The organism is Streptomyces sp. NPDC088915 (assembly GCF_044749825.1).
In the GTDB taxonomy this organism is placed as follows: Bacteria; Actinomycetota; Actinomycetes; order Streptomycetales; family Streptomycetaceae; genus Streptomyces.
Genome location: NZ_JBIVIR010000002.1, coordinates 426,996 through 442,258, shown reverse-complemented (window position 1 = coordinate 442,258; position 15,263 = coordinate 426,996). Strand labels below are relative to the sequence as shown.

Genomic DNA, 15,263 nt, shown 5'->3' with positions numbered 1-15,263 from the left:
AGGGACGTCGAGGACATCCCGAAGCGCAGGACGGTACTGCGCGACTTCCACCCAACGCTGAGGCGCGGCTCCGTGCTGCCCTCGGCCAGCGCCAGGAGTCGCCAGCCCTTGAACATCACGATCGAAGTCGTCTGGACCTGCGAGGTCTGCACCTCACCCCTCGTCGAGGGAGAGACGCACGACTGCGGCCACGCCCCGCAGGAAGGGGGCGCGACCGGTGGCTATCAGCTTCGGCCATGACCGCTCGTGGGGCGCAGTCTCACAGCACGAGTACCGGCACATGGCGCGGAACCCAGGACACCCTCTCGCCTACCGCGTGCACTTCGCCGCCATCGGATGGGCGGACAGGCAGGGACACGCAGGCTTCGAGCCCGGCCGCTTGGCCGCACTGCTGGGCAGGGAGGGTAAGCCGCTGTCCGACCAGAGCACTCGCAACGCGGTGGCCCGTGCCAAGGAGTTGGACCTTGTGTCGCCCCGATCGGGGGCCGCCTGCCTTGTGCTTCCGCCTCACCTGTTCCAGAAGGGCAAGGGTGCGCCGGTCCCCTGCCGTCTCCATCAGGACCGCTGACTACATGCCGGGCGTGTACTCAGAACACGTCTGGCGTGTAGCGACGTAGCGTTTGACCTGCGGAAACGTTCGCGTGCTCTCTTATCTATTTGGCCCAGTGCAGTGCGGCCCCGGAAGGGGCCGACAGGAGCAAGCCAGTAAAACCAAGGGGGCGCTGCCGCGCCCCACAGCCACAGCCGTAAGGCCCTGTTCCTTGCAGGCTTCCGTCGCCGCTAGTAGGGGCAGGGCAAGGCTGTGACCAGGTCATACGCTCCCGCCGTGGCAGTCCGTGTCAGGGCGGACGGACCCTGAAACCGTGGCGGAAACTTGGCTGCTAAGACATGGCGGTCGAGCAAGAACCCTTCAGGGGGCCACACCCCACCGCCTTGACGTTGCCGCACTCTGCGCCGCTGGCCGTCGAGCATGGCGCAGCGTGACCGAGTGCAGCCGTCTCGAAAACCAAGGTTTGTGAGACGAGAGGTAGAGCGCCCCTCGCGGGGGCGCAGTCCTGTTCAAAACCCGTCTCGAAACCCGCGCCTCGGACTTGACCTTTTGAGACGAGTTCCGAGACAGTCTGTGTCATGACGACGAACACGACCACCGGCCGGCTCATCGGATACGCCCGCGTCTCCACCGACGACCAGGAAGCGCAGCTTCAGCGCGACGCACTGACGGGTGCAGGGTGCACCCGTATCTTCGAGGACAAGGCCAGCGGCAAGAACACCAACCGGCCGGAACTGACGGCCGCACTGGACTACGCCCGACCGGGCGACGTCCTGTGCGTGTGGAAGCTTGACCGGCTCGGCCGGTCGCTCATCGACCTTGTGTCCATCGTCGACGGCCTGCGCGAGCGCGGCATAGGTTTCCGCGTGCTCGACGGTGCGCTCTCCTCCGTCGACACCACGTCGGCCGACGGCCGCCTGTTCTTCCAGATCATCGCGGCCATGGCGGAGTTCGAGCGGTCGCTCATCAAGGACCGCACGCGGGCCGGGCTGGAAGCGGCCAAGGCGCAGGGCCGTACCGGCGGCCGGCCGTCCGTGGTGAGCGAGGACGTTCTCACCGTGGCCCGCGCCAGGAAGGCCAAGGGGGACAGCGTCAGCGCGATCGCCAAGGCCCTCGGGATCTCCCGAGCCACGCTGTACCGGCACCTCGGAGAGAGCGCCTGAGGCAGGCGCGCAGGAGTTCAGGCGGGCCCTCGGCTCTACGCGGGGGCCGTTGTCGTACGTAGATGCACGACGCCGTCTGACAGCCGCAACGACGCGGCCAGCACAGATCTCCCTTCGCTGGCGTGTTGGTGACCCGCACCCGCCGCGCGTGTCGGTGTCCGTACGGCGGGGGCGGGAGTCTCAGGGCTGTAAGCGGCTGAAGTCGTTCGGGAGGGCCAGCCACTCCACGCCGCCGCCCTCGGGGCGCACGAACGCCATGCGCTGCTTCCTGCGGTCGGCGGGCATCTTCGCGGGGTCCTCGTAGTCCGGGATCACGTCCGTCAGCACTCCGGCGCGGCCGTGTCCGTCCTGGACGAGATGCCCGATGTCCTGCCGCGTGACCATCAGGACGGGCACTTCGGGCTGTGGTGGTAGACCGGCGCCATGTCGCCCGACCCGTCGCCCTCGGGGCGCAGGTAGCCACGCCGGACGCGCTCCAGGCGTTTGATCTCCTGCTTGCAGACGAGGCAGGTCGAGCCCTTCGGGGCGTAGGTCCCGTACTCGTCCGTCACCCGGTCCAGTGCCGTCGCCATGTCCGCACCTTTCGCTGTCGCCTGGCGTTCGGTGCGGAATCCTTCACGGACCGGCGGCGCTGTAGGCGGATCATGCGCGTCCTGGACTAAAGATCACCGGAGGGCGTCAGCACACTCCCCCAGGAAGGTGCGTGCTTCCTGGCCGAACAGGGCCCGCGTCTCCAGGCGCCCGAACTCTTCGAGGTGGCCCATCACGTCCCGGGGATCACGGAAGACCATGACCCCTGACGACAGCTCCACGGTGGCTATGCGGTCGTCGTAGATCGTGAACGTGTTGAGCGGTGCCGGGCCAGTCGACGTGGTCAGGAGGATGACGCCGAGGCGGACGTTCGGGAGGTGCGTGAGCGAGGCCAGGTGGTCGGTCTGGACCGCGAGGGCGTCGCGGCCGACGAGAGGCCAGCGGACGGCCTGCTCGGTGAGGAGGAACGTGAACCGCTTCGAGCGGTCGTAGAGGACCTGTTGCCGCTCCAGCTTCTTGGCGATCGTCTTGGAGTGGTCGCCGGGGATGTGGGCCAGGCTGGCTCGGATGTACTCGGGCGTCGAGAGGAGCCCCGTGATCATCGAAAGCAGGAAGAACCGGAACTCGGTCGAGGACGCTTCGAGGCCGGTGAGCTCAAGCTGCTTCTTGTCCAGCCCCTTGCGGCGCATGCCCCGGGTGCCCTGCCACTCCGTGTTCGCCAGCCTGGCCAACGCCATGACCTGCGCGACGAGCGCCGAGGGCGCGTCGCAGGCACGGAGGAACTGTTCCACGTCCATGAGGGACGGTCGCACCTTGCCGTTCTCGATCCGGCTGATCTTGGACTGGGACATGGTGCAGCGGGCAGCGATCCGGGTTCCGGTGAGCCCGGACCGCTTGCGTACGGCCTTCAGCAGAGCCGCCAGTTCCTCGCCCGACTGGCCCAGATCCTCGGGTTCGACACTCACGTACGGATGTACTCCAGGAAGGGCACAGACGCCTCTACGGCGATCCGCTGGTACTCGATGAATGGAGCGGGGTCGCCCTCGTACAGTTCACGGCTGATCTGCCTACCGTCCGGGTGGTAGTGCATGAGCACGACCGTGGAGCGGTCGAACATCCAGAAGTCCTGGACGTCGGGGAGCGGGTTCGGCCGGTCGGTGATGTCGAGGATGCGGATGTCTTCCCCGGCCGGGGCCTGGTGCTGGTAGTACCGCTCGAACTCGAACCGCAGGTAGTCCGTGAGGGGCCGGGTGACGATGTGGACGCGGCCCACACTGCGGGTGCGGACCATGGCCGTCCAGGAGTCCTCGTACGGTCCGGGGAAACGGACCCCCGCCTTGAAGGCGGCGAACTCTTCCGCTTCCTGCGGTACGAGGTACTGCGGCAAGGTCTCCAGCCGCCAGGCTTCGGTCTGGAACGTCTCGAACTTGTCCGCCCAGGCTTCACCATCCAAGAGCACGGACGGCCTCCCTCAGGACTTCCTCGGGGATCTCCACGAGCCCTTCCCCGGCAGGCGGGGTGAAGGCGGTGGACACGTCGCCCTGGACGACGAAGGAGCCGGAGGCGGTGCGGTAGACGTTCGGGCAGTCACCCTGTCCGCAGTTGCCGCCGTTGGTGTTGCCGGTGAGCCGTGTGAGTTCTTCGCGCGCCATGCTGAACCCCCTCTTACGACCCCTCTGCGGGCCGGTCGCCACCGACCGTACGAGCGAGGCCGGCGCTCCGTCCATGCGGAAACGCGACTATGCGCGTTGTCGCATAAACAGGACCCCCAGGAGCACCGAGAGGCGCCGGACACGATCGTCCGAGCGCCTCTCTACGCCTACACCCACTCAACCGCCGAGACGATGCCCGGGTCACGACGAGGGCCGGGAAGCGGCGTGCGCCGCTCAAGGCGGGAAGCCTGCTCGCGCTCCTTCGTTCCGAGGCCACGGAGGGCTTCGGAGCGGTCCGCCTCGGAGATGCCGGCAAGCGCCTCAGCCATCCGCTGGATGGCGTCGCCGCTGGCCACGGCTACTTCTTGACCGTGAGCGGGAGCAGCTTCTTGCCGGTGGGGCCGATTTGTATGGCCGTGTCCATCTGCGGGCACACGCCGCAGTCGAAGCACGGCGTCCAGCGGCAGTCCTCGACCTCGGTCTCGTCGAGGGCGTCCTGCCAGTCCTCCCAGAGCCAGTCCTTGTCGAGACCGGAGTCCAGGTGGTCCCAGGGCAGGACCTCCTCGTAGGTGCGCTCGCGGGTGGTGTACCAGGCGACGTCCACGCCGTACTCGGGGAGCGTCTTCTCGGCGCAGGCCATCCAGCGGTCGTACGAGAAGTGCTCGCGCCAGCCGTCGAAGCGGCCGCCGTCCTCGTACACGGCGCGGATGACGGCGCCGAGGCGCCGGTCGCCGCGCGAGAGGAGGCCCTCGACGATGCCGGGCTTGCCGTCGTGGTAGCGGAAGCCGATCGAGCGCCCGTACTTCTTGTCGCCGCGGATCTTGTCGCGGAGCTTGCGCAGGCGCTCGTCCGTCTCCTCGGCCGAGAGCTGCGGGGCCCACTGGAAGGGGGTGTGCGGCTTGGGCACGAAGCCGCCGATGGAGACGGTGCAGCGGATGTCGTTCTGGCCGGAGACCTTGCGGCCCTCGGCGATCACGTTCATCGCCATGTCGGCGATCTGGAGGACGTCCTCGTCGGTCTCCGTCGGCAGGCCGCACATGAAGTACAGCTTCACCTGGCGCCAGCCGTTGCCGTACGCGGTGGAGACGGTCCGGATGAGGTCCTCCTCCGAGACCATCTTGTTGATGACCTTGCGCATGCGCTCGGAGCCGCCCTCGGGGGCGAAGGTGAGGCCGGAGCGGCGTCCGTTCCTGGTCAGCTCGTTGGCCAGGTCGACGTTGAAGGCGTCCACGCGGGTCGAGGGGAGGGACAGGCCCACCTTGTCCTCGGTGTAGCGGTCCGCGAGGCCCTTGGCGATGTCGCCGATCTCGGTGTGGTCCGCCGAGGAGAGGGAGAGGAGGCCGACCTCCTCGAAGCCCGTCGCCTTGAGGCCCTTCTCGACCATCTCGCCGATGCCGGTGATGCTTCGCTCCCGCACGGGGCGCGTGATCATGCCGGCCTGGCAGAAGCGGCAGCCGCGGGTGCAGCCGCGGAAGATCTCGACGGACATGCGCTCGTGGACGGTCTCCGCGAGCGGGACGAGGGGCTGCTTGGGGTAGGGCCACTCGTCGAGGTCCATGACAGTGTGCTTGGAGACGCGCCACGGCACGCCGGACCGGTTGGGCACGACGCGGCCGATGCGGCCGTCGGAAAGGTACTCGACGTCGTAGAAGCGCGGGACGTAGACGTTCCCGGTCCTCGCGAGGCGGAAGAGGACCTCTTCGCGGCCGCCCGGCCTGCCCTCCGCCTTCCAGGCGCGGATGATCCCGGTCATGTCGAGGACGGCCTGCTCGCCGTCGCCGATGACCGCCGCGTCGATGAAGTCCGCGATCGGCTCGGGGTTGAAGGCGGCGTGGCCGCCGGCGAGCACGATGGGGTGGTCGACGGTGCGGTCCTTGGCCTCCAGCGGGATGCCCGCGAGGTCGAGCGCGGTGAGCATGTTGGTGTAGCCCAGCTCCGTGGAGAAGGACAGGCCGAACACGTCGAAGGCGCCCACCGGGCGGTGGCTGTCGACCGTGAACTGCGGGACCTTGTGCTCGCGCATCAGCTCTTCGAGGTCCGGCCACACGCTGTAGGTGCGCTCGGCGAGGACGCCCTCGCGCTCGTTCAGCACCTCGTAGAGGATCATGACGCCCTGGTTGGGCAGACCGACCTCGTACGCGTCCGGGTACATCAGCGCCCAGCGGACGTCGCACTCGTCCCAGGGCTTGACCGTGGAGTTCAGCTCTCCGCCGACGTACTGGATCGGCTTCTGCACGTGCGGGAGCAGGGCTTCGAGCTGCGGGAAGACAGACTCGGCAGCAGACATCTCGAACCTTCGTGAGCGGGCAGGGGGGCGACTCTCAAGCGTACCCCGGTGCCCGGCGGCCCCGAGCCGCCCCGGAATCCCCGGACTCAGAGGGAAACGGCCCGCGCCCAGACCTCCGGCAGCGCGCGCTCGGCCGCGTCCGCCGCCGCCTCCTCCCTGCCGTACAGGAGTCCCCAGGTGAAGGCGGTCTCGCCGGCAGCGTGGGCCTGAGTGGCGAGGTCGCGGAGGGTGGCGCGGGTGACCACGCCGTCCTGGTGCTCGCCCAGCAGGGACTGGACCTTCTTCACCCTTCGGGAGAACTTCTTCGCGGGCTTGCCGAGGGTGGGGCGGGCCGCGTCGCCGGCGTAGCGGGCGCGCTTGGCGGCCTTGCGGGCCTCGTGGAGGGCGAGGTCGCGCTCGTGGCCGGGGGCGAGGGAGAGCGCGTGGTCGACGCGGGCGGCGAGCCGGGCGTGGTCCTTGCGGACGGCGCGGGCGAGGACCTTCGCGGCGTCGCGGCCGGCGGCCTTGCGCAGGGGCGGGTCGGCGAGCAGGGCGTCGAGGCGGTCGAGGAGGGCGAGGTACCGGTCGGAGTCGAGGGCGGCGACGGCCCGGTGACGGGCGTCCCCGGTGCGGGCGGTGTCCCAGATCCGCAGCCGGGCCTTGACGGGGCCGAGGCGCAGGGTGCGGGGCACGTCGGCGAGGTGGGCGCGCAGCCGTGCGGCGAGGACCTCCTGGTCGCGGGCGACGCCCAGCTCGCCCGCGAGCCACTTGAGTTCGTCGCCGAGGGGGCCGGTGGCGTTGCGGTCGAGGACGGAGCGGTACGTCTTGAGGGCGCTGCGCAGGCGGCGGCAGGCGACGCGGAGCTGGTGGACGGCGTCGGGCAGGTCGCGGCGGACGGCGGGGTCGAGCGCGACGATCGCCCCGGCCTGTTCGCGTACGTAGGCGAGGACGGCGGCTCCGGCGGTGCCGGGTTCGCCGGGCGGGGCGTCGGGGCGCTCGTGGGGACGCCCGCTCTCCGGGGTCGTCTCCGCGAGGGCCCTGGCCAGTTTGGAGGGGGCTTGGGAGGGGCGGATGCCGGCCTTCCCCAGGCGCTTCTCGACGGCGTCGAGGATGCGGGGGTCGGCGTCGTCGGCGGCCTCGACCTCGATCTCGGTCCAGGAGGCCCGGGGTCCGCCGGGGAGGCGCCGGGCGTGGACGGTGTCGACGGAGAGTTCGGCGAGGAGGTCGCCGTCGGCGTCGAGGAGGCGGCGGACGTCGCGGGCGGAGCGGAGGCGGACGACGGGGACGACCTCGCCGCCGCGGACGCGGGAGCGCAGGAGGGCCGCGAGGTCGGGCGGGAGGGTGTCGGAGAGCGGGGCCCTGATCTCGTCGCGGACGCCGGCGGCGACGGGGAACTTCAGGTGCCAGCCGGCGTCCGGGCCGCCGGTGCGGCGGCGCAGGGTGATCGAGTCGGCGGCCAGGCGCAGGTCGGGGGTGTCGTGGTAGACGGCGTCGAGTTCCGTGACGCCCTCGTCGACGACGGTCGCGACGTCCCGGACCCGGGTGAGGTCCGGGACGTCGGCTCCCGCCGCGGCTTCGTACTTCCGCTCGATCTCGCGCTTCGTCTCGGCCATACCCCGCTTCTAACCGCCGAGGGGCCGGTGTACGCGGGCGAAGGGGCGGAAAGGCCGGTTTCAGGCCGTCATCGGGCGCTGGACGCGGATCGACTGGAGGAGTCCGATGGCCACCCACACCGCGAACATGGACGAGCCGCCGTAGGAGACGAACGGCAGGGGCAGGCCCGCGACCGGCATGATGCCGAGGGTCATGCCGATGTTCTCGAAGGACTGGAAGGCGAACCAGGCGATGATGCCGGCCGCGACGACCGTGCCGTAGAGCTCGGTGGTCTCGCGGGCGATCCGGCAGGCGCGCCAGAGGACGATCCCGAGGAGGACGAGGATGAGGCCGGCGCCGACGAAGCCCAGCTCCTCCCCCGCGACCGTGAACACGAAGTCGGTCTGCTGTTCGGGCACGAACTGGCCGGTGGTCTGGGAGCCCTTGAAGAGCCCGGCGCCGAGCGCGCCGCCGGAGCCGATGGCGATGCGGGCCTGGTTGGTGTTGTAGCCGACGCCGGCCGGGTCGAGGTCGGGGTTGGCGAAGGCCGCGAAGCGGTTGATCTGGTACTCGTCGAGCATGCCGAGCGCGGTGACGAGGACCGCGCCGAGGACGCCCGCGCCGATCAGGCCGAGGACCCAGCGGTTGGACGCGCCGGAGGCGAGCAGCACGCCGAGGACGATGACCGCCATCACCATGACCGAGCCGAGGTCGGGCATCAGCATGACGATGCCCATGGGGAGGGCGGCCAGGACCAGGGCCTTGGCGACGGTGCCGTGGTCGGGGTGGAGCTGGTCCCCGGCGTCGACCTTGGCGGCGAGCAGCATCGCCATGATCAGGATGATCGTGATCTTCACGAACTCGCTGGGCTGGAGGGAGAAGCCGCCGCCGATCACGATCCACGCGTGGGCGCCGTTGATGGTGGCGCCGAGCGGGGTGAGGACGGCGAGGATCAGCAGGATCGAGATGCCGTAGAGGACCGGCACGGCGCCGCGCAGGGTGCGGTGGCCGAGCCAGACCGTGCCGATCATCAGGACGAGGCCGATGCCGGTGTTGAGGACGTGCCGGAAGAGGAAGTAGTACGGGTCGCCCTGGTTGAGCTCGGTGCGGCCCCGGGTGGCGGACCACACGAGCAGCGCCCCGATGAAGGAGAGCGCGAGGGCCGACAGGAGCATCGGCCAGTCGAGCCGGCGCAGCACGGAGTCGCGGGCGGTGAGCCGGGCGAGGGTGCCGCGCTCGGGGGCGTACCGCGAGACGGAGAAGCCGTGGGGTGTGCTCATCGGTTCAGTCCCTCCGCCAGGCGGCGGGCGGGCCCGCGAGTTCCTGCTGGTCCGGCTGTGTCGGGTCGGCCTGGTTCGGGTCGGGCTGTGTCGGGTCGGGCTGCGTGCCGTCCGGGTCCGGGGTCTTCGGGGGCGCGTTCGGGTCGACCTTCCCGACCTCGGGGTCGTACGGCTTGACCTTCGGCGCGTCGATGGAGCCGTCGGGCTGGATCTTCGGGAGGTCCTTCTGCGGCCGCGGCAGCAGGGCCCGCTTGAGGTCCTGGTTGCCGGCGTCGTCGAGGCCGTAGATCGCGTCGTAGATGTTGCGCACGGCGGGGCCGGAGGCGCCGGAGCCCGTACCGCCCTGGGCGATCGTCATGATGATCGCGTAGTCCTTGGTGTACGTGGCGAACCAGGAGGTCGTCTGCTTGCCGTAGACCTCGGCGGTGCCCGTCTTGGCGTGCATCGGGATCTTGTCCTGCGGCCAGCCGCCGAACCTCCAGGCGGCGGTGCCGCGGGTGGCGACTCCCGCGAGGGCGCCCTCTATCAAGGCCTGCGTCTTGGCGTCCATGGGGAGCCTGCCGTGGGACTTGGGCTCGATCTCGGTGACCTTCTTGCCGTCGGGGCTGATGATCGCCTTGCCTACGGTGGGGTTCCAGAGGGTGCCGCCGTTGGCGATGGCGGCGTAGATGGTGGCCATCTGGATGGGGGTGACGAGGGTGTCGCCCTGGCCGATGGAGTAGTTGACGGAGTCACCGGCGCGCATCAGGTTGCCTTCGAGGCAGTTCTCGTAGGAGAGCTGCTGGACGTAGCTGCCGCCCTTCTTGCCGACCTTGCACCAGTAGTCCTTGTTGGCCGCCCAGAAGTCCTGCTTCCACTTGCGGTCGGGGACGCGGCCGGTGACCTCGTTGGGGAGGTCGATGCCGGTCTCGGCGCCGAGGCCGAACTGGTGGGCGGTCTTGTAGAACCAGTCCTTGGCGTCCTTCTTCGGCTTCATGCCGCCGTCCTTCTGCCACTGCTGGTGGGAGAGGGCGTAGTAGACGGTGTCGCAGGAGACCTCGAGGGCCTGGCCGAGGGTGATGGAGCCGTGGCCCTGGGACTCGAAGTTCTTGAAGACCTGGTTGCCGATGGAGTACGAGGAGGGGCAGGGGTAGCGCCCGTTGAAGTCGTATCCGGCGTTGACCGCGGCGGTGGTCGGGATGACCTTGAAGATGGAGCCGGGGGCGGCCTGGCCCTGGATGGCCCGGTTGAGGAGCGGGAAGTTGGACTTCTTGCCGGTGAGGGCCGCGTAGTCCTTGGCGGAGATGCCGCCGACCCAGGCGTTGGGGTCGTAGTCGGGCTGGGAGGCCATGGCGACGATCCGGCCGGTCTTGTTCTCCATGACGACGACGGCGCCGGCGTCGGCCTTGTAGTTCTCGTTGGTGTTCTTGTCGAAGGTCTTGCGGGCCTCCACCATCGCGTTGTGCAGCTCCCATTCGGCGACCGCCTGGACGCGGGCGTCGATGGAGGTGACGACGTTGGAGCCGGGGACCGGCGGGTCGTTCTTGGCCTGGCCGATGACGCGGCCGAGGTTGTCGACCTCGTAGCGGGTGACGCCGGCCTTGCCGCGCAGCGCCTTGTCGTACGTGCGCTCCAGGCCGGAGCGGCCGATCTGGTCGGAGCGGAGGAACGGCGAGTCGGTGTCCTTGGCCTTCTCGATCTCGGCGTCGGTGACGGGCGAGAGGTAGCCGAGGACCTGGGAGGTGCGGGCCTTGCCGGGGGCCGGGTAGCGGCGGACGGCGGTGGGCTCGGCGGTGATGCCGGGGAAGTCCTCGGCGCGTTCGCGGATCTGGAGGGCCTGCTGGGTGGTGGCCTCGTCGGTGACGGGGATCGGCTGGTAGGGCGAGCCGTTCCAGCAGGGCTTGGGCGTCTTGGAGTCGCAGAGCCGGACCTTGTTGACGACGTCCTCGGGCTTCATGTCGAGGACGTCGGCGAGCCGGGTGAGGACGGCCCTGCCCTTGTCCTTCATCTTCATCAGCTCGGTGCGCGAGGCGGAGACCACGAGCCGGGTCTCGTTGTCGGCGAGCGGGACGCCCCGGGCGTCGAGGAGGGAGCCGCGGACGGCGGGCTGGACGACCTGCTGGACGTGGTTGTTCTTGGCCTCGTCCGTGTACTCCTTGCCGTTGCGGATCTGGAGGTACCAGAGCCGGCCGCCCAGGGTGAGCAGCATCGAGAAGACGAGGATCTGGATGACGACGAGCCGGATCTGGACCCGGGAGGTCCGGCCGGTCTCGGGGATGTTGCTCATGCTGCCTTGGCCCCCTCGGTCACAGTCGCTTGACTCCCTTGATGCGTCCGGCCCTTGAGGCGCGGCTCCGGGCGGCCTTCACGCGCAGGCCGCCGCGCTGGGCGCCGATCCTGAGGCCGGTGCCGGAGGAGAGCCAGCCGGAGGCGACGTCGGTGCCGGCTCCCCCGCCGGCGTCGGCGAGCGGGTCGTTCTCGGCGCGGCGGGCCAGGGCCATGATGAGCGGCACCGTGAAGGGCGCGAGGAGCAGGTCGTACAGGGTCGCGGTGAACAGCAGGGAGGTCAGGCCGACATGGCGGGCGGCGGTGTCGCCGACGAGGGCGCCGACGCCCGCGTAGAGGAGGGTGGAGCCGACGGCCGCGGCGGCGACGACGGCCATGGGGCCGGTCGCGGAGGTCAGCCGGCCGTTCTCCGGGCGGGCCAGGCCGACGAGGTAGCCGACGAGGCAGAGCACGAGGGCGTAGCGGCCGGCGGCGTGGTCGGCGGGCGGGGCGAAGTCGGCGAGGAGGCCGGCGGTGAAGCCGATGAGGGCGCCGCTGACGTGTCCGTGGACGAGGGCGAGGCCGACGACGGTGAGGAGGACGAGGTCGGGGACGGCGCCGGGGAGCTGGAGGCGGGCGAGGACGGAGACCTGGACGACCAGGGCCACCACGATCAGGGCGGCGGAGAGGAGGATCCGGTTGATCTTCACGGTGTCGCGTCCCCCTGGTCCTGGCCCTGGTTCTGGCCGGTCTGGTTCTGGCCGTTCTGGTTCTCGCTCCGGGCCTGTTCGCCTTCCGGCTGCCCGCTGCCCGTCGGTTTCGGCGTGACCGTGACGGTGACGGTCGGCGCGGGCTTGGGCTTCTGCGGCAGGACGGCGTCGCGCGGGTCGGAGCGCGGGGCCTGGACGACGACGCCGACGATGTCCAGCTTGGTGAAGCCGGCGTACGGGCGGACGTAGACGTTGCGCGTCAGGCCGCCGCCGGCGGGGTCGACGCGGACGATCTCGCCGACCGGGACGCCGGGCACGAAGGGCTTGTCGGCGCGCGAGCCGAAGGTGACGAGCCGGTCGCCGGGCTCGACCTTGGCCTTGCCGTTGAGGAGCTGGACGCGCAGCGGGCTGTCGCCCTGGCCGGTGGCGAAGCCGAGTTCGTCGCTCTTCTCCATGCGGGTGCCGACGGTGAAGTCGGGGTCGTTGGCGAGGAGGACGGTGGAGGTGGAGGGGCCGACGGTGGTGACGCGGCCGACGAGTCCGGCGCCGTTGAGGACGGTCATGTCCCGCTGGATGCCGTCGTGGGCGCCGACGTCGATGGTGACGGTCCAGGAGAAGCCCTGGGCCGCTCCTATGGCGATGACCTGGGCGCCCTTGATGCCGTACTGGCCGGCTCCGGCGGTCTTGAGCAGGGTGTCGAGCTCGTTCAGCCGGTTGCGGTTGCGGTCGTCGCTGCCGAGCTTCGCCTTGAGTTCGGCGTTCTCCTTCTCCAGGGCGGCGAGCCGGGTGTGGCGCTCGCCGGAGTCCCGTACCGCCCCTATGGCGTTGCCGACGGGGTCGACGGCGGCGGCCACACCGTTCTCGACCGGTCCGAAGACCGCCGCCGCGGCCTGCCGGGCGCCGTCGACGGGTGACTCCTGGCCGCCGCGGATGTCCACCGTGATCAGTGCGAACGCGATGGCGATCAGCAGTACCAGGAGCAGCCGGCTCTCTCGTGTGTCCCTCACGTGCGGCGGCCGTGCCTTTCCTCGTGGTTCGTCTGTTCCGTTGTTCCGTGGTGCGAGTGGTGCGAGTGGTGGTGCGAAGCGGGTGTACGGGGGAGGTCGGTGCGGTAGTTGTACCGCACCGACCCGTCCCGTGGTGCTAGCGGCGCGGCTGCGCGTCGAGGACCTGCTGGAGGGCCTCGAACTCCTCCACGCACTTGCCGGAGCCGAGCGCCACCGAGTCCAGCGGGTCCTCGGCGATGTGGATCGGCATGCCGGTCTCGCGGCGGAGGCGCTCGTCGAGGCCGCGCAGCAGGGCGCCGCCACCGGTGAGGACGATGCCGCGGTCCATGACGTCACCGGAGAGCTCCGGCGGGCACTTGTCGAGGGTGGTCTTCACCGCGTCGACGATCGCGTTGACCGGCTCCTCGATGGCCTTGCGGACCTCGGCGGCGGAGATGACCACGGTCTTGGGCAGACCGGAGACGAGGTCGCGGCCGCGGATCTCGGTGTGCTCGTCCTTCTCCAGGTCGTAGGCGGAGCCGATGGTGATCTTGATCTGTTCGGCCGTGCGCTCGCCGAGGAGGAGCGAGTACTCCTTCTTGATGTGCTGGATGATCGCGTTGTCCAGCTCGTCGCCGGCGACCCGGATGGACTGTGCCGTGACGATTCCGCCGAGGGAGATGACGGCGACCTCGGTGGTGCCGCCGCCGATGTCCACGACCATGTTGCCGGTGGCCTCGTGGACGGGGAGGCCCGAGCCGATGGCCGCCGCCATGGGCTCCTCGATGATGTGCACCTGGCGGGCGCCGGCCTGGGTCGAGGCCTCGATGACGGCGCGGCGCTCCACTCCGGTGATGCCGGAGGGGACGCAGACGACGACCCGGGGGCGGGCCAGGTAGCGGCGCTTGTGGATCTTGAGGATGAAGTAGCGGAGCATCCGCTCGGTGATCTCGAAGTCGGCGATCACGCCGTCCTTGAGCGGGCGGACGGCGACGATGTTGCCGGGGGTCCGGCCGATCATCTTCTTCGCCTCGGCGCCGACCGCGAGGATGCCGCCGGTGTTGGTGTTGATGGCGACGACGGACGGCTCGTTCAGAACGATGCCTCGACCCCTGACGTACACCAGCGTGTTGGCGGTCCCGAGGTCGACAGCCATGTCACGGCCGATGAACGACATTGAGTTCCCCTTGATTTCCCATGGCTGAGAGTGGTGCGGCGTGGAGTTTTCCATCGTAGTGCTGCCCGCCCGGATGCCGCGCGGCGGTCCACCTCTGTACAGGTGACGGCAGGATGCGGCGATCCGTTCCCGGGATTGTCGTTCATATGCCTGGGGGCGACCGAATTCCTTCGGTCGCCCCACCGTGATGGTGCGTTCGGCTGACGCCCGGTCAGACGGAACCGGTGTCGGACGGAGTCCGAACGGGGTCCGGTCCGGGTCCGGATCAGACCAGCCCCGGGAAGAAGATCTTCAGCTCGCGGAGGGCCGACTCCTCGGAGTCCGAGGCGTGGATCAGGTTCTCGCGGACGATGGTGCCGAAGTCGCCCCGGATGGAGCCCGGCGCGGCGGCGATCGGGTCGGTCGGGCCGGCGAGCTGCCGGACGCCCTCGATGACCCGCTCGCCCTCGACGACGAGCGCGACGACGGGGCCGGAGGACATGAAGCCCATCAGCGGCTCGTAGAAGGGCTTGCCCTTGTGCTCGCCGTAGTGCTGCTCCAGCGTCTCCTGGTCCAGCTCGCGCAGCTCCAGGGCCGCGAGGGTCCAGCCGGCCTTGCGCTCGATGCGGCCGATGATCTCGCCGACCAGGCCGCGGCGGACGGCGTCGGGCTTGAGCAGGACGAGCGTGCGCTGGCTCACGGGGGAACTCCTTCGGGAAAAGCGGTGTGCGGGCCTCCGAGGCTACAGGGCCCGCACGTGCCCCGATTACGCAGCGTCAGGCTCTGCCGGGCCCTGGGCGGTCTGCGCGGCGGCCCAGCGGGCCTTGACCTCGTCGACCTTCCGGCCGTAGTGCACCGAGGCCCACCACAGGGCGGCGAAGGCCGCCCCGAGGAAGAACATGACCGGGACGAAGAAGCCGCTGGCGATCAGGCCGATCTGGAGCGCCCAGCCGAGCTGGACGCCGCCGGGCCGGGTGATCATCCCGCACAGCAGCACCGAGAGGACCATGGCGGTCCCGCAGACCCACCAGACGGTGGACATCGCCAGCGTGTCGTCCTTCATGGCGACCAGCCCGGCGAAGCCGATCACGAAGAACTCGCCGACGAGCGTCGAGGAACAGAGCGTGCGCAT

16 protein-coding genes are annotated in these 15,263 nt (G+C 70.0%); 1 reads left to right on the top strand and 15 read right to left on the bottom strand.

Annotated elements, in window-relative coordinates:
* Window positions 1-1,128: 1,128 nt before the first annotated feature.
* Window positions 1,129-1,713 carry a recombinase family protein gene (locus ACIP5O_RS05560; RefSeq protein WP_401288918.1) on the top strand — a complete coding sequence of 195 codons (585 nt, stop codon included), beginning with the start codon at window positions 1,129-1,131 and terminating at the stop codon, window positions 1,711-1,713.
* Window positions 1,714-1,893: 180 nt separating this feature from the next.
* Here ACIP5O_RS05560 and ACIP5O_RS05555 read toward each other — a convergent pair whose 3' ends face one another.
* The 15 genes from ACIP5O_RS05555 to ACIP5O_RS05485 all read right to left on the bottom strand — a co-directional run bounded on the left by ACIP5O_RS05555 (window position 1,894) and on the right by ACIP5O_RS05485 (window position 15,263).
* Window positions 1,894-2,097: a hypothetical protein gene (locus ACIP5O_RS05555; protein WP_401288915.1), complete on the bottom strand. Its 204-nt coding sequence runs from the start codon at window positions 2,095-2,097 to the stop codon at window positions 1,894-1,896.
* Window positions 2,097-2,285: a hypothetical protein gene (locus ACIP5O_RS05550; protein ID WP_401288912.1), complete on the bottom strand. Its 189-nt coding sequence runs from the start codon at window positions 2,283-2,285 to the stop codon at window positions 2,097-2,099. Before ACIP5O_RS05550 ends, ACIP5O_RS05555 begins: the two co-directional genes overlap by 1 nt.
* 93 nt (window positions 2,286-2,378) lie before the next feature.
* Window positions 2,379-3,209: a helix-turn-helix domain-containing protein gene (locus ACIP5O_RS05545; protein WP_401288909.1), complete on the bottom strand. Its 831-nt coding sequence runs from the start codon at window positions 3,207-3,209 to the stop codon at window positions 2,379-2,381.
* Window positions 3,206-3,703 (bottom strand): DUF6879 family protein, encoded by a 498-nt coding sequence (locus ACIP5O_RS05540; RefSeq protein WP_401288906.1) that lies wholly within the window; start codon window positions 3,701-3,703, stop codon window positions 3,206-3,208. Before ACIP5O_RS05540 ends, ACIP5O_RS05545 begins: the two co-directional genes overlap by 4 nt.
* Complete coding sequence (locus ACIP5O_RS05535; protein ID WP_062705460.1) at window positions 3,687-3,896, bottom strand: hypothetical protein; 210 nt, start codon at window positions 3,894-3,896, stop codon at window positions 3,687-3,689. The genes ACIP5O_RS05540 and ACIP5O_RS05535 overlap by 17 nt, the downstream gene beginning before the upstream one ends.
* A 167-nt stretch (window positions 3,897-4,063) precedes the next feature.
* Window positions 4,064-4,252 (bottom strand): hypothetical protein, encoded by a 189-nt coding sequence (locus ACIP5O_RS05530; RefSeq protein ID WP_401288902.1) that lies wholly within the window; start codon window positions 4,250-4,252, stop codon window positions 4,064-4,066.
* 2 nt (window positions 4,253-4,254) lie between these two features.
* Window positions 4,255-6,183: a TIGR03960 family B12-binding radical SAM protein gene (locus ACIP5O_RS05525; RefSeq protein ID WP_401288899.1), complete on the bottom strand. Its 1,929-nt coding sequence runs from the start codon at window positions 6,181-6,183 to the stop codon at window positions 4,255-4,257.
* 86 nt (window positions 6,184-6,269) lie between these two features.
* Complete coding sequence (locus tag ACIP5O_RS05520) at window positions 6,270-7,775, bottom strand: CHAD domain-containing protein (RefSeq protein ID WP_401288896.1); 1,506 nt, start codon at window positions 7,773-7,775, stop codon at window positions 6,270-6,272.
* Between the two features lie 60 nt (window positions 7,776-7,835).
* Window positions 7,836-9,035, bottom strand: a complete 1,200-nt coding sequence (rodA, locus tag ACIP5O_RS05515; protein WP_401288893.1) for a rod shape-determining protein RodA — start codon at window positions 9,033-9,035, stop codon at window positions 7,836-7,838.
* 4 nt (window positions 9,036-9,039) lie between these two features.
* A complete protein-coding gene (gene mrdA / locus ACIP5O_RS05510; RefSeq protein WP_401288890.1) occupies window positions 9,040-11,301 on the bottom strand; it encodes a penicillin-binding protein 2 in 2,262 nt (753 codons plus the stop codon).
* 19 nt (window positions 11,302-11,320) lie between these two features.
* Window positions 11,321-11,989: a rod shape-determining protein MreD gene (gene mreD / locus ACIP5O_RS05505; RefSeq protein ID WP_401288886.1), complete on the bottom strand. Its 669-nt coding sequence runs from the start codon at window positions 11,987-11,989 to the stop codon at window positions 11,321-11,323.
* Window positions 11,986-12,996 carry a rod shape-determining protein MreC gene (gene mreC / locus ACIP5O_RS05500; protein ID WP_401288883.1) on the bottom strand — a complete coding sequence of 337 codons (1,011 nt, stop codon included), beginning with the start codon at window positions 12,994-12,996 and terminating at the stop codon, window positions 11,986-11,988. The genes mreD and mreC overlap by 4 nt, the downstream gene beginning before the upstream one ends.
* A 136-nt stretch (window positions 12,997-13,132) precedes the next feature.
* On the bottom strand, window positions 13,133-14,152 hold the full coding sequence (locus tag ACIP5O_RS05495) for a rod shape-determining protein (RefSeq protein WP_125656626.1): 1,020 nt from the start codon (window positions 14,150-14,152) through the stop codon (window positions 13,133-13,135).
* A gap of 265 nt (window positions 14,153-14,417) precedes the next feature.
* Window positions 14,418-14,831 carry a nucleoside-diphosphate kinase gene (ndk, locus tag ACIP5O_RS05490; protein WP_121830245.1) on the bottom strand — a complete coding sequence of 138 codons (414 nt, stop codon included), beginning with the start codon at window positions 14,829-14,831 and terminating at the stop codon, window positions 14,418-14,420.
* 66 nt (window positions 14,832-14,897) lie between these two features.
* Complete coding sequence (locus ACIP5O_RS05485; protein WP_401288880.1) at window positions 14,898-15,263, bottom strand: DUF4233 domain-containing protein; 366 nt, start codon at window positions 15,261-15,263, stop codon at window positions 14,898-14,900.

Excerpts from the sequence above, each read along its gene's own strand:
- ACIP5O_RS05555 (WP_401288915.1), bottom strand. The coding sequence starts at position 2,097 with ATGGTCACGCGGCAGGACATCGGGCATCTCGTCCAGGACGGACACGGC.
- rodA (WP_401288893.1), bottom strand. The coding sequence starts at position 9,035 with ATGAGCACACCCCACGGCTTCTCCGTCTCGCGGTACGCCCCCGAGCGC.
- ACIP5O_RS05525 (WP_401288899.1), bottom strand. The coding sequence starts at position 6,183 with ATGTCTGCTGCCGAGTCTGTCTTCCCGCAGCTCGAAGCCCTGCTCCCG.
- ACIP5O_RS05550 (WP_401288912.1), bottom strand. The coding sequence starts at position 2,285 with ATGGCGACGGCACTGGACCGGGTGACGGACGAGTACGGGACCTACGCC.
- ACIP5O_RS05520 (WP_401288896.1), bottom strand. The coding sequence starts at position 7,775 with ATGGCCGAGACGAAGCGCGAGATCGAGCGGAAGTACGAAGCCGCGGCG.
- ACIP5O_RS05485 (WP_401288880.1), bottom strand. The coding sequence starts at position 15,263 with ATGCGCACGCTCTGTTCCTCGACGCTCGTCGGCGAGTTCTTCGTGATC.
- ACIP5O_RS05560 (WP_401288918.1), top strand. The coding sequence starts at position 1,129 with ATGACGACGAACACGACCACCGGCCGGCTCATCGGATACGCCCGCGTC.
- mrdA (WP_401288890.1), bottom strand. The coding sequence starts at position 11,301 with ATGAGCAACATCCCCGAGACCGGCCGGACCTCCCGGGTCCAGATCCGG.
- ACIP5O_RS05535 (WP_062705460.1), bottom strand. The coding sequence starts at position 3,896 with ATGGCGCGCGAAGAACTCACACGGCTCACCGGCAACACCAACGGCGGC.
- ACIP5O_RS05495 (WP_125656626.1), bottom strand. The coding sequence starts at position 14,152 with ATGTCGTTCATCGGCCGTGACATGGCTGTCGACCTCGGGACCGCCAAC.